A 12,364-nucleotide genomic window follows, 5' to 3' on the forward strand; every position below is an offset into this window, starting at 1 on the left:
GGGCGGCGGCACGGGGCGCGTCATCGTGCCCGGCACCGGCGTCGGCGGAATGGAAGCGGCCGCGGGGCGCGTCATCGTGCCCGGCACCGGCGTCGGTGGAATGGAAGCGGCCGCGGGGCGCGTCATCGTGCCCGGCACCGGCGTCGGCGGAATGACGACCGGTGGCGGACGCGCGGGGGGCGCGGGCTGCGGACGCGCGTGCATCGCGGATCCACTCAGCGGCAGCGGCGAGGCGGGCGGCGCGGGCGGCAGCGTGCCGCCCATGTCCAGCCGGGGCGGCGGGGGCGCGGGCGGCTGCATCGCGCCCTGGAGGAAGAGCGTCTCCGCCTCGCGGATCCGCCGCGAGAGGAAGTCGAAGATCTCCACGGAGACCTTGCGCAGCTCCGGGTGCAGGTCCGGCGACAGGTGCTCCGGTGAGAAGCGCTTCGCCATGCGGAAGAAGGCGATGCGGAGCTCGTCGAGCGACGCCTGCGGCTTGAGCCCGAACACCTCATGCGGCGGCAGGTGCAAGAGGCCGCGCAGTTGGTTGCGCAGGCGCTCGGCCTGCTGGCTCTCGATGGAGGGCGTGGGCGCCGCGGTGGTGAACAGGTCGCGCACCTCCGGGAGGTCCTGGAGCGCGATCCAGTTCGTTCCGTCGCGCGACGCGCGCACGGCCGTCTTCAGGCGCCCGGAGGCGATGAGGTCGCGGAATGCTTGCAGCTGGAGGGGGCCCAGCACGCGGCCGAGCGAATCTCCCACCCAGTAACCCACAGCGGATGACGACACGGGGACCTCGGGGAATCAGGACGCGAGCGCCTGGCGTACGGCGGCGGCGATCTCCAGGGGGTGGAAGGGCTTGCCCACGAAGCCCATGGCCCCCGCGGCGATGGCCTGCTCCACCACCGGCTCCGCGTCCATGCTGCTGATGACCAGCACGCGCGTGTCCGGCGACACGCTCTTCATGGCGCCCAGCACCTCCAGCCCGCTCTTCTTCGGCATGAAGAGGTCCAGGAACATCACCGCCGGCTGCTCCTTCTGCGCCAGCGCCAGCCCCTCCTCTCCGTCCGCTGCCTCCAGCAACCGCAGGTCGATACCCGTGTCCGCGATGACGTCCTTGAGGATGCGACGCACGAAGCTGTCGTCATCCACCAACAGCAGGGTCGGTAGTCCAGGCATGGGCGGCAGGATACATAAGACGCGCGACGTTTGGGCGCGCGCCTCCCACGTGCCTGCTCGGCTTTTGGGTTAAGGGGTGGGCATGTCCACCGACCCCGCGCTGTCCCATTTCGAGTCCCACAAGGCCGCGTACCTGGAGGACCTCAAGGCCCTCGTACGCATTCCCAGTGTGTCCTTTCCCGGATTCGACGCGGCCCTCGTGCGCAAGAGCGCGGAGGCCACCGCGGCCCTCCTGAAGGACCGTGGTTTTGAAAACGTGCAGCTGCTCGAAATCGAGGGCGCTCATCCGTATGTCTATGGCGAGGTGCTCAAGGCACCGGGCCGGCCCACGCTCCTCCTCTACGCGCACCACGACGTGCAGCCCGCGGGAGACGAGGCCGCGTGGAAGAGCCCGCCCTTCGAGCCGGAGCTGCGCGACGGCCGCCTGTACGGACGCGGCGCGGCGGACGACAAGGCTGGCATCGTCGTGCACACCTCCGCCGTGGACGCGTGGCTGAAAAGCACCGGCCAACTCCCACTCAACGTGAAGGTCATCATCGAGGGGGAGGAGGAGGCAGGTAGTGACCACCTGGGTGCATTTCTCCAGAAGCACGCGAAGCTGGTGGCGGCGGACGCCATCGTGTTGACGGACACGACGAACTTCGACACGGGCCTGCCGTCCATCACCACGGCGCTGCGCGGGCTGGTGACGGTGGACGTGGAGGTGCGGGGGCTTCAGCAGGCGGTGCACTCGGGCATGTGGGGCGGGCCCATTCCGGATCCGGCGATGGCGCTGTGCCGGATGCTGGCGTCGCTGACGCACGCGGACGGCTCCATCGCGATTGAAGGCGTGATGGAGCAGGTGAAGCCGCTGACGCCCGCGGAGCGCCAGAGCATCCAGGCGCTGCCCGGGGACGAGGCTACCTTCCGCGAACAGGCGGGCATCCGCGAGGGCGTGCAGTTGCTCGGCGGCGGGCGTCACCCGTGGGAGACGAACTGGCGCCAGCCGAGCCTGGCCATCAACGCCATCCAGGCCAGCAGCCGCAAGGACGCGCGCAACATCATCGTGGAGTCCGCGTGGGCGCGCGTGGGCATCCGCGTGGTGCCGGACATGGATCCGGAGGACGTGCAGCGCCGGCTGGTGGCGCACCTGAAGAAGGTGTGCCCGTGGGGGCTGGAGCTGGAGATCCGCGAGGACCAGGCGTCCGGCTGGTGGTACACGGATTCGTCGCACCCGGCCTTCCAGGCGGCGTTCCGCGCGCTGGAGAAGGGCTACGCGAAGAAGCCCGTCACCATCGGGTGCGGCGGGTCCATCCCGTTCGTGGAGCCGTTCGCCAAGGAGCTGGGCGGCGTGCCCGCGCTGCTCATCGGCGTGGAGGATCCGTACACGTACGCCCACTCGGAGAACGAGAGCCTGCACCTGGGTGACTGGGAGAAGGCCATCCGCTCCGCCATCCACCTGTATGAGGAACTGGCGAAGTCGCTGACCCCTCGCGGCTGAGCACGGAATGGGGTGGAGTGCTCGCTCCATGCGCTCACCCCGTCCCGTCTGGAGTGTCCTCGCCGTCCTGTGCTGTGTGCTGTCCTCCACGGGGGCCCTGGGAGAAGAAGCGCCCTGGGCCGTCGTGCTGGGACAGGACGCGAAGGTCTTCACCGCCGCGAAGCAGCTCGCGGCGTGGAAGCAGGACCGGGTGTTCGCGTGGGTGAAGCCGGTGAAGGGCTTCCCCAAGGTGATGGCCGCCAGGGCGCTGCCGGGGCTTCCCGAGGACCAGCAGTTCGTGGTGCTGGGCGTGTGCGGCACGAAGGAGGAGGCGGAAGGGGCGCGAGCGCTGGTGCGGCCGTGGGTGCAGGGCGCGTCCGTGCAGCAGCTCACCGCCACCGCCGCGCTGTCGTGCCCCACGCCCAACGCGCTGAAGTCGCCGCTCAAGACGGACGCGAAGGCGGACGCCACGCATCCGTTCCCGGACGCGCCGGGGCTGGTGCTCACCGAGCACCGGTTGAACCCGCGCAAGGTGATGGAGTGCCGGGCCTCGGACCTGCTCCTGCGCGTGGCGCAGGGGCCGGCCGTGCTGGCGGAGGTCCTGATGAAGGGCCAGTGCGTGGGGCCGTGCACGCCTGAGGAACAGCTCCAGGCGAAGGAGCGCGTCGCGGCGCTTCAGGCACAGGTGAAGCAGGGCAGCACGACGGCGGAGCTGCTGCTCAAGGACAGCGCCACGGAGTGCATGGCCCGCGACTCACACGTCCAGAAGGTGATCACCGACCTGGGGATGCCCATGGCGGTGGTGGCCAGCGGCTCGCCCATCGTGAGCATCAAGAAGCCGGAGGGCGTCCTGATGGCGCCGGGCTGCGGGAAGCTGGTGCAGTCGCCCTACCTGACGGGACCCGGGTCGAACGACCTGTCGCTGGTGGAGGTCGAGGCGGATCAGCCGGGCCCGGAGGCGTGGAAGCGCTTCAACGTCTCCGCGGCGGGCCAGCACGTGGCCCACCTCGTGTGGGCCTCGAGCAGGTGCGAGTGGCGGTCGGACGACCCGGAGCCCGAAGGCCAGGACATGTGAGGCCTAGCCGGCCTTCTTCTCCTCGGCGGACGCGAGGTTCCACGACTCCTGGAGCGACTTGGGGATGCGGAACGTCACGCGGCCGCCGCCCGCCTCGGAGGAGTGCAGGGACTCCAGCAGCTTGCGCGACAGCGACGCGGAGACCTTCGCCGCCATGTTGGACTGGTCCTGGGCCTCGTCTGACAGCGCGAACATCCAGCGCATCGGGCCCATGAGGTGGCGGGTCCAGTCCGTCTTCTCCAGCCCGATGGCCTCCGACACCGCCTCGCTGCACAGCTCACGCATCGTGGACACCACGACGCCGTCCATCAGGGTGCCGGGGATGCGCAGCTTGAGGTAGTCCACGAGCGCCTTCGTCAGCGCCACGCCGTCCTCCGAGTGCCGCACCTGCCGCTGCTGGATGGCCTCCCAGAGGTGCTCGGCGTCCTCCAGGTCGCGGGGCAGCAGGTCCTGGTGGATGCCCAGGAAGTGGCCAATCACCCGCCAGCAGTGGAAGTACGCGTCCTCCTCCTCCCGGGTGAAGTCCAGGCCCAGCTTCGTCAGCGCCTTCGGCACCAGGGCCAGCGTGAGCAGCGTCGCCACGTGGTCCTCCTGGTTGGCCGGCGTGCCGTACTCGGAGGCCTGCCACTTCGGATCCTTCCCGACGTGGTAGCGGATGGTGGCGTGCAGCAGGCGGATCTTCTGCGCGGTGCGCACCCCGAAGCCCTGGGGCCCCAGCCCACCCTCCGTCATCACGTCCAGCACGAACTGCGCCGTCTCGATGATGCGGCGGTGCACGTGCTTGTCGATGCCGTTGGTCCAGGTGAGCACCTTCGCCGCCTTGGCCCACGCGTAGCAGCAGGGCAGCGACCAGGTGAAGTAGGCCAGCGTCATCTGCATGCCGTAGCGCTGGAACAGGTTCTGGCCCAGCTGGACCTTCACCGGATCCGCCCACGCGGGCCAGTCATCGGTCTGGTTGAGGTAGTCCTCCAGCGCGTCCGGCAGCTCGGCGGGAACCAGGTGCGTGTTCGAGTGGAGACTGCGCATCATCTGGTTGACGGCGTCCACCTCGTTGTTGGCGAACACCTGCTGGATGACCGCATCCGCCAGGGGCTCCCCCATGGCGCGGAACGGGTCGAGCACGGCATCGGTCCAGCGGCCACGGGACGGGGAAGCGGAAGACATGGTGGGGTCTCGATTCAGGTGATTACAGGCCGCGGAAGCGGTCCGTGGCTTCAATCAGCGCGGACGTGTTGCCGGGCTCGTTGGCGGAGTGGCCCGCGTCCGGCACCATCACGAACTGCGCCTCCGGCCACGCGCGGTGCAGGGCCCACGCGCTCTCCGGCGGGCAGACGACGTCGTAGCGGCCCTGCACGATGACGGCGGGGATGTGGCGGATGCGGTGCACGTCGTCCAGCAGCTGCGTGTCGCTGCGCATCCAGCCCTTGTTGACGAAGTAGTGGCACTCGATGCGCGCGAAGGCGATGGCGAAGTCGTCGCCCGCGTTGCGCGCGACGAGTTCCGCGTTGGGGTACAGGCAGCTCGTGCGGCCCTCCCACACGCTCCACGCCTTCGCGGCCTCCTGCTGCGAGTGCCTGTCGTCACCCATCAGCCGCTTCGCGTACGCCTGGAGCAGGTCGCCGCGCTCCTCCTCCGGGATGGGCGCGACGAAGCCCTCCCACGCATCGGGGAACATCGCGTCCGCGCCGCGCTGGTAGAACCAGTCGATCTCCTGCTTGCGCAACAGGAAGATGCCGCGCAGCACCAGCTCCGTGACGCGCTCCGGGTGCGCCTCCGCGTACGCGAGCGACAGGGTGCTGCCCCACGAGCCGCCGAAGAGCATCCAGCGCTCCAGGTCCAGGTGCTCGCGCAGCCGCTCCATGTCCGCCACCAGGTCCCAGGTGGTGTTCATCTCCAGGCTGGCGTGCGGGGTGCTGCGGCCACAGCCGCGCTGATCAAACAGGATGATGCGGTACGCGCTGGGGTCGAAGAAGCGGCGCTGCTTCGAGTCGGTGCCACCGCCCGGGCCGCCGTGCACGAAGACCACGGGCTTGCCCTTCGGGTTGCCGCTCTCCTCGAAGTACAGCGAGTGGCCGCCAGTGACCTTCAACTGGCCGGTGCGGTAGGGCTCGAGGGGGGGATAGAGCGTACGCAGCGGCGTGGGTGCGGGCACGGGGTTCCTTCCTTGGGAATGGGGGGCGGCGCAACCTAACAACAGCTGGCGCCCGCGGGGCGAGCCGTTCAGGGCTATCGCGTCAGCCCGAGAACGACTCGCCACGGTCCGGGCCGCTCAGGGCTTCGCGGGCGGGACGGGCGCCGCGGGCTCGCGCGGGGCCTCCGGCGGCTTGGGCGCGGGCGGCACCCCGCGGCCGGCCTGGGCCACCATGCGCACCTCGGCGTTCTCCCCGAGCGCGTAGCCGTCGCCCTTCGTCTCCAGGTCCGTCGCCTCGATGACGTCGCCGCGCTGGAGGTGGAAGAACTTCTCGTTCTTCTCCGAGCGGTGGCGCTCCTGCATCGCCAGGCCCACGCGCCCCTCCGGTCCACAGCCGATGTAGCGCTGGCGGCCCTTGCCCTCCAGCGACTCGCTGACGATGCGGAACAGCCGGCCCGGTGGCGGCTCCGGCCAGGGCTCGCCCTTGGGCGCCACCAGCAGGTAGCTCATCTTGAGCGATTCCTTGTGGAACCCGGCCACGCGCGCCAGCTCCTCCACCACCTTGGGCATGGGCCACGCGCGTTCCGCGTGGCACCAGTCCGTCTCCTTCACCAGCGCGGGGCACGCGCCCCGGTACATGCACGGCGCGCGGATGGCGTAGCCGCGCTCCACCAGGAGGTCGCGCACCTTGAGCAGGTTGCGGCTCGTCTCGCGCAGCGCGGGCTCCATCACCAGCAGGCTGCCGCCCTTCTTCACCTTCGTGAGCACCGACTCCAGCAGCGCCGCGCGCGGCTTCAGTGCCTCGTCCGTCGCGCCGTAGAGCTCGTTGACCACGTGCCCCATCGTGATGAGGTCGTACTGGCCTTCCGGCAGCGTGGCGTTCTTCTTCAGCGGATCCCACTCGCGCGTGGCCAGGGCCTCGCCGGCCTCCGTGGCCAGCTTGCGCGCCAGCTCCAGCGCGGGCTTGCTGCGGTCCGCCGCCGTGACTTCACTGGCGCCCGCGTCCATGGCGGCGAAGGCCACCGGGCCCGGGCCGCTGCCCAGGTCCAGCACGTGGCGCGGGCGGTTCGGCAGCTCGCCCAGCACCTGGCGCGCCTGGGCGTAGGACACCGGCCAGTAGAAGAGGAGGTACGCGCCCAGCAGGCGCGGGTCGTCCATGTACCGGGCGCCGGCCAGCTGCCGCTCCCGCGTGAGGCCGAGCGACAGCTGCTTCACGCCCGCGCCCACCTCCTTGACCTCCTGCGGCGTGAGGCGGCCTTCCGGCCCGTCCCCCCGGCCCCGGGACGCGCGCCACACGGAGATGAGCCGGGGCAGCCATCGCTCCAGGTCCTTGCTGTATGCGTTGCTCATCGTTGCCTTCACATCAGGGGTCGCCACCCGGAGGCGACCGCGTTAAACCCAACCCGCCATGATTTCCGTCCACGGACTGCGCAAGCACTATCAGGTCCACAAACGCCCGCCTGGCCTGAAGGCGGCCCTGCGCTCGCTCGTCCACCGCGACTACACGACCGTCAAGGCCGTGGATGGCATCACCTTCGACATCAAGCCCGGGGAGCGCGTGGGCTTCCTGGGCCCCAACGGCGCGGGCAAGACGACGACGCTGAAGGTGCTCGCCGGCCTGCTCCACCCGTCCGAGGGCGAAGTCACCGTGGACGGCCACGTGCCCCGGCTGCGTGAGGAGGCGTTCCTCAAGAAGATCATGCTCGTGATGGGGCAGAAGCAGCAGCTCCTGTGGGATTTGCCGCCGTCGGAGACGTTCGAACTCAACCGCGCCATCTACGACGTGCCCCGCCTCCAGTACAAGCAGACGCTGGAGGAGCTGGTGTCGCTCCTGGAGCTGGAGGAGCTCATCGGCAAGCCCACGCGGCAGCTCAGCCTGGGGGAGCGGATGAAGTGCGAGCTGGCCGCGGCCCTCATCCACCGCCCCCGGGTGCTCTTCCTGGACGAGCCCACCATCGGCCTGGACGTGTCCATGCAGGTGACGATGCGCGCGTTCATCAAGGCCTACAACGAGCAGACGGGCGCCACGCTCATCCTGACCAGCCACTACATGGACGACGTGGCGGCGCTCTGCCCGCGCGTCATCGTCATCGACAAGGGGCAGCTGTCCTATGACGGCAGCCTGGACGCGCTGGTGCAGCGCGTGCGCCCGGAGAAGCGCGTGGTGCTGCGGCTGGGCCAGCCGGTGGACGACGCCCTGCTGACGCCGCTGGGTAAGGTGGTTTCGCACGAGCCGGGCTCGGCGGTGCTCCAGGTCCAGCAGGACGCGGTGAACGCCACGGTGGGCCGCGCGCTGTCCACGCTGCCGGTGACGGACCTGACGGTGGAGAACGCGCCCCTGGAAGAGGTGATGAGCGAGCTGTTCCAGGAGGGCAAGGCGCGCCGGGCGGAGGCCGCCCGGGAGGCGGTGACGGCGTGAGCCTGCGCACGTCCCTCAAGGCGCTGCCCACGATGCTGCGCATCGGCTTTTCCGAGGCGGTGGCCTACCGCGCGGAGATGATCATCTGGGTGCTGGCCACCACCATGCCGCTCATCATGTTGGCCCTGTGGTCGGCGGTGGCGCGAGGCGGGCCGGTGGGCCGCTTCGGGCAGGCGGAGTTCACGGGCTACTTCCTCGCGGCCTTCTGCGTGCGGCAGCTCACCAGCTCCTGGGTGGCGTGGCTGCTCAGCTACGAGGTGAAGCAGGGCACGCTGGCCATGCGGCTGCTCAGGCCCATCTCCCCGCTGCTGGCGTACGCGACGGAGGTGCTGGCGGGCATCCCGCTGCGCATCGCCGTGGTGCTGCCCGTCTTGGGCATCAGCCTGTGGGCGGCGGGCGCGGAGCGGGCGGTGCCCACGTCGCTGGGAGGCTGGGGGCTGTTCGCGCTGGGCATCGTGGGCGCGTGGCTCATCACGTTCTATCTGAACGTGCTCCTGGGCACGCTCAGCCTGTACCTGGAGAGCAGCCAGAAGCTGATGGAAGTCTACATGGTGCTGTTCTTCGTCTGCTCCGGGTACATGTTCCCGGTGGAGTTCTTCCCGGCCGGCGCGCGCACGGTCATCGAGTGGCTGCCGTTCCGCTACCAGATGGGGCTGCCGGTGGAGCTGATGACGGGGGCGCACGCGGCGAAGGAGGCGTGGGGACTGCTGGCGGCGCAGTGGTCGTGGGTGGCGGGCCTGGGCGTGGTGTCCATGGCCGTCTGGCGGCGGGGCCTGGCGCGCTTCGCGGCGTTCGGAGGGTAGGGCGGTGAACGCGAAGCGCTACCTGCGCCTCTTGGGCGTGCAATTGAAGGCCTCCGGGCTGCTGGCCTTGCAGTACCGCGCGGACTTCCTGGCGGAGGGGCTCACGTCGCTGGCGTGGACGTTCACCGCGCTGGCGCCGCTGTTCGTCGTCTTCAACGCGCGGCCCAGCATCGAGGGGTGGACCTTCCAGGAGTCGCTGCTGGTGGTGGGCTGGTTCACGCTCCTGCAGGGCGTGCTGGAGGGCGCCATCAGCCCCAGCCTCACGGGCATGGTGGAGCACATCCGCAAGGGCACGCTGGACTTCGTGCTGCTCAAGCCCGCGGACGCGCAGTTCCTGGTGTCCACGCAGCGCTTCCTGCCGTGGCGCGCGGTGAACGTGCTGTCCGGTGTGGGGCTGTTCGTCTACGCGTTCGTGTCGCTGGGGCGCTGGCCGTCCCTGCCGGGCATCTTCGCGTCGCTCGTGTTGCTGGCGACGAGCATGCTCATCCTGTACTCGATGTGGATCCTCGTGGTGAGCGCGGCCTTCTTCGTGGTGAAGGTGGACAACCTCACGTACCTGTTCACGTCCATCTTCGACGCGGCCCGCTGGCCGTCCTCGGTGTTCCGGGGCTCGCTGGCGTGGGTCTTCACCTTCATCATCCCGCTGGCGCTGATGACCACCTTCCCCGCGCTCGCGCTGCTGGGCCGGCTGCCGTGGACCTGGCTGGTGGGCGCGGTGGTGGGCTCGGTGGCGTTCGCCGCGATGGCGCGGTGGGTGTGGCTGATGTCCATCCGCCACTACACGTCCGCGAGCAGCTGAAGCCTCACGGCGCGGGCGCGCTGACCGAGGGCCGGGGCGCCTGCCGGGCCCACTCCGCGCGCACCAGGTAGGGCAGCAGCTTCGCGTAGGCGTAGCCCGGGTAGCGCTCCTTCAGCCTCGCCTCCACCGCCGCGAGCGGATCGCTGCTGGGGTGCTCCGCGCGCCGCTCGCGGGTAACCTCCTCGCGCACGGCCTGGACGTAGGCGGTCTGCGCATCCAGCAGCTCCGGGCCTCCGGGGAGGCCACGGCCCGGGTGGATCCACTTCGGCTTCAAGGCGCGCAGCGCTTCCAGCCGCTGGAGCCATTCGGTGGTGTCGCCGCCCTCGAACCAGTTGTGGGTGTCGCGGGCCACGAGGTCGCCGGTGAAGAGGTGGCCTTCCCATTCCACGACGACGTGGGCCGCGCTGGAGCCCGCGCCCAGGACGTGGGCCTTCAGCGTGAGGCCGGCCGCGCTCAACTCGCGGGTGCTGTCGCCAAAGCTGTCCGCGAGCACCAGCGTGCGGGGATAGCGGCCGTTCCAGTACTGCTTGAAGAGGTCGGGCGCCCACTTCTCGTGGACCGCGGGGATGCGCGCGAGCACCGGGCCGGAGGTGACGACAGGGACACCCTGCTCCTTGAGCAGGGCCGTGCCGTTGAAGCTCTCCGGGTTGGCGTGGAGGACGATGGCGAGCTTCGGCTCCTTGCCGGTGACGTCCTTCGCGAACTTCAACTCCTTGAGCAGCGCGGAGGGCAGCAATTGCGTGTCGATGAGGACCAGGCCCTCCGGTCCTTCAATCCAGTACGAAGCGGTCTGGAGCGACCATTCGGAGGAGATGAATTCTCCAATTCGCAGGTCCCCCTGCTCCTGGAGGGAATGGGAGCGGTAGTGGGTGGGGACGACGGGCTGGGCCGCGCCGCAGCCCCACAGCAAGGACGCCAGCACTGCCACGGTCATCATTCGCATGAATGACGATTCTACCCGTGAGGTCGGGCTGAGAGGAATTCCGAGGTGGTGTCTTGCGTCCGTCTGGGTTAATGGGCCGCCCCCCTGCGGCGAGAGCCGCATCCCCCATGAAGTGAAGGACCTTCCCCTCGATGACCCGTATCTTTCACGGCCTGCTGGCCGCGCTCGCGCTTGCGTCCGCGCTGGCCTGCGCCCCCGAAGCACCGTCTTTCATTGACGCTCCTACCTCCTCCACCTCGCGCCTCGACACGTCCTCGTGGAGCAGCGCCGGCACCATGGCCTCCGTGCGCGTGGACGCCACCGCCACCCCGCTGCGCAATGGCTACGTGCTCGTCGCGGGCGGAGGCACGTCCGCGGCGGAGCTGTATGATCCGCGCACCGGCCGCTGGTTCTCATTGGGCGCCATGGCCACGAGCCGCCAGCGCCACACCGCCACGCTGCTGTCCTCCGGCAAGGTGCTGGTGGTGGGCGGCGGCACCTCCGTGCTGGCCGCGGGCGGCGCGGAGTTGTTCGACCCGGACACCAACAGCTGGTCCGCCGTGACGGGGCTGGACGTGCCCCGCTCCCAGCACACCGCGACGCTGCTCCCCGATGGCCGGGTGCTGGTGGTGGGCGGTGACAGCGGCTCCGGCAACGCGCTGTCCAGCGCGCTCCTGTATTCACCCGCGACGAACACCTGGTCGGCCACCAGCCGGATGGGCGCGGCGCGCCTGGGCCATACGGCGACGCTGCTGCCGGATGGGCAGGTGCTGGTGACGGGCGGCCGGGACAGCGCCAACGGGACCGTGCTCGCGACGGCGGAGCGCTACGACCCCATGACGGGCGATTGGACGCCGGTGGGCGCCATGTCCACGCAGCGCACGGGCCACACGGCGACGCTGCTGTTGTCCGGTCAGGTGCTGGTGGCGGGCGGCTTCGCGGGCAGCCTCGCCACGGACACGTCCGAGCTGTTCGACCCGGGCACTGGCACCTGGACGTCCCAGGGCCTGCTGCCGTTCCTCTGCGTCTTCCACACGGCGACGCTGCTCCCCTCCGGGCAGGTGCTGGTGGCGGGCGGCTCCACCGGAGGTCAGCCCTACCTGGACCGCGCCGCGCTCTACAGCCCGGCCACCGGCGTCTGGACGGAGACCGCGGCCATGGCCACGCGCCGCATCAGCCACGCCGCCACGCTGCTGCCGTCGGGTGACGTGCTCGTGCTGGGCGGCGTACCCCAGGCCGGCTCGCGCAATGCGTCCGCGGAGCGCTACCGTCCGGCCGCCGCGCCGTGGAGCACGGCCGCGAGCCTCGTCACCGCGCGCTCGCAGCTCAGCACCACCCGGCTGGACACGGGCGACGTGCTGGTGGCGGGCGGCGCTGCCTCGGGCGGCGCGCTGTCCAGCGCGGTGCTGTACGACGAGGCGACGGACACCTGGCGGGACACCGGCGCGCTGGGCACCGCGCGCTTCCTGCACTCCGCCACGCCCTTGGGGGACGGCCGCGTGCTGGTGAGCGGCGGACAGCGGGACGCCTCCACCTGGCTGTCCGCCACGGAGGTGTACGCGCCCGCCACGGGGACCTGGACGCAGGTGGGGAACCTGGGG

At 70.4% G+C, this 12,364-nt stretch carries 11 protein-coding genes and 1 pseudogene; 6 read left to right on the forward strand and 6 right to left on the reverse strand.

Annotated features, from left to right (window positions below; all coding sequences use genetic code 11):
* A pseudogene (locus D7W79_RS29030) lies at positions 1 to 765 on the reverse strand (J domain-containing protein); the annotation flags it as partial.
* A gap of 15 nt (positions 766 to 780) precedes the next feature.
* Positions 781 to 1,155: a response regulator gene (locus D7W79_RS29035; protein ID WP_120528634.1), complete on the reverse strand. Its 375-nt coding sequence runs from the start codon at positions 1,153 to 1,155 to the stop codon at positions 781 to 783.
* Between the two features lie 82 nt (positions 1,156 to 1,237).
* Between D7W79_RS29035 and D7W79_RS29040 the strand changes: the two genes are divergently transcribed.
* Positions 1,238 to 2,635, forward strand: coding sequence for a M20/M25/M40 family metallo-hydrolase (locus D7W79_RS29040; RefSeq protein WP_171434201.1), 1,398 nt, complete (start codon positions 1,238 to 1,240; stop codon positions 2,633 to 2,635).
* 28 nt (positions 2,636 to 2,663) lie between these two features.
* Complete coding sequence (locus D7W79_RS29045) at positions 2,664 to 3,689, forward strand: hypothetical protein (RefSeq protein WP_147442107.1); 1,026 nt, start codon at positions 2,664 to 2,666, stop codon at positions 3,687 to 3,689.
* Between the two features lie 3 nt (positions 3,690 to 3,692).
* Here D7W79_RS29045 and D7W79_RS29050 read toward each other — a convergent pair whose 3' ends face one another.
* The 3 genes from D7W79_RS29050 to D7W79_RS29060 form a co-directional block, all read right to left on the reverse strand.
* Entirely contained in the window at positions 3,693 to 4,853 is a 1,161-nt protein-coding gene (locus tag D7W79_RS29050) for an oxygenase MpaB family protein (protein ID WP_120528637.1), read from the reverse strand.
* A gap of 22 nt (positions 4,854 to 4,875) precedes the next feature.
* Complete coding sequence (gene pip / locus D7W79_RS29055) at positions 4,876 to 5,841, reverse strand: prolyl aminopeptidase (protein ID WP_120528638.1); 966 nt, start codon at positions 5,839 to 5,841, stop codon at positions 4,876 to 4,878.
* A 117-nt stretch (positions 5,842 to 5,958) separates the two neighbouring features.
* On the reverse strand, positions 5,959 to 7,170 hold the full coding sequence (locus D7W79_RS29060) for a small ribosomal subunit Rsm22 family protein (RefSeq protein WP_120528639.1): 1,212 nt from the start codon (positions 7,168 to 7,170) through the stop codon (positions 5,959 to 5,961).
* A 58-nt stretch (positions 7,171 to 7,228) separates the two neighbouring features.
* Between D7W79_RS29060 and D7W79_RS29065 the strand changes: the two genes are divergently transcribed.
* Genes D7W79_RS29065 through D7W79_RS29075 form a run of 3 tightly spaced genes read left to right on the forward strand, consistent with a single transcriptional unit; the run spans position 7,229 to position 9,841 of the window.
* On the forward strand, positions 7,229 to 8,239 hold the full coding sequence (locus D7W79_RS29065) for an ABC transporter ATP-binding protein (protein WP_120528640.1): 1,011 nt from the start codon (positions 7,229 to 7,231) through the stop codon (positions 8,237 to 8,239).
* Positions 8,236 to 9,042, forward strand: a complete 807-nt coding sequence (locus D7W79_RS29070; protein WP_120528641.1) for an ABC transporter permease — start codon at positions 8,236 to 8,238, stop codon at positions 9,040 to 9,042. The genes D7W79_RS29065 and D7W79_RS29070 overlap by 4 nt, the downstream gene beginning before the upstream one ends.
* A gap of 4 nt (positions 9,043 to 9,046) precedes the next feature.
* Entirely contained in the window at positions 9,047 to 9,841 is a 795-nt protein-coding gene (locus D7W79_RS29075; RefSeq protein WP_120528642.1) for an ABC transporter permease, read from the forward strand.
* 4 nt (positions 9,842 to 9,845) lie between these two features.
* Here the strand turns inward: D7W79_RS29075 and D7W79_RS29080 are convergent, their stop codons facing one another.
* The gene (locus D7W79_RS29080; protein ID WP_244222026.1) at positions 9,846 to 10,784 is read right to left on the reverse strand and encodes an MBL fold metallo-hydrolase; all 939 of its coding nucleotides are present in this window, start codon (positions 10,782 to 10,784) and stop codon (positions 9,846 to 9,848) included.
* A 131-nt stretch (positions 10,785 to 10,915) separates the two neighbouring features.
* Here D7W79_RS29080 and D7W79_RS29085 point away from each other — a divergent pair.
* Positions 10,916 to 12,364, forward strand: a 1,449-nt coding sequence (locus tag D7W79_RS29085; RefSeq protein WP_276375518.1) for a Kelch repeat-containing protein, incomplete at its 3' end; no start/stop codon positions are given.

This window comes from Corallococcus exercitus (assembly GCF_003611585.1).
GTDB lineage: Bacteria > Myxococcota > Myxococcia > Myxococcales > Myxococcaceae > Corallococcus > Corallococcus exercitus.

Coding starts and splice junctions, on each gene's coding strand:
- D7W79_RS29035 (WP_120528634.1), bottom strand. CDS start 1,155: ATGCCTGGACTACCGACCCTGCTGTTGGTGGATGACGACAGCTTCGTG.
- D7W79_RS29040 (WP_171434201.1), top strand. CDS start 1,238: ATGTCCACCGACCCCGCGCTGTCCCATTTCGAGTCCCACAAGGCCGCG.
- D7W79_RS29045 (WP_147442107.1), top strand. CDS start 2,664: ATGCGCTCACCCCGTCCCGTCTGGAGTGTCCTCGCCGTCCTGTGCTGT.
- D7W79_RS29050 (WP_120528637.1), bottom strand. CDS start 4,853: ATGTCTTCCGCTTCCCCGTCCCGTGGCCGCTGGACCGATGCCGTGCTC.
- D7W79_RS29060 (WP_120528639.1), bottom strand. CDS start 7,170: ATGAGCAACGCATACAGCAAGGACCTGGAGCGATGGCTGCCCCGGCTC.
- D7W79_RS29065 (WP_120528640.1), top strand. CDS start 7,229: ATGATTTCCGTCCACGGACTGCGCAAGCACTATCAGGTCCACAAACGC.
- D7W79_RS29080 (WP_244222026.1), bottom strand. CDS start 10,784: ATGCGAATGATGACCGTGGCAGTGCTGGCGTCCTTGCTGTGGGGCTGC.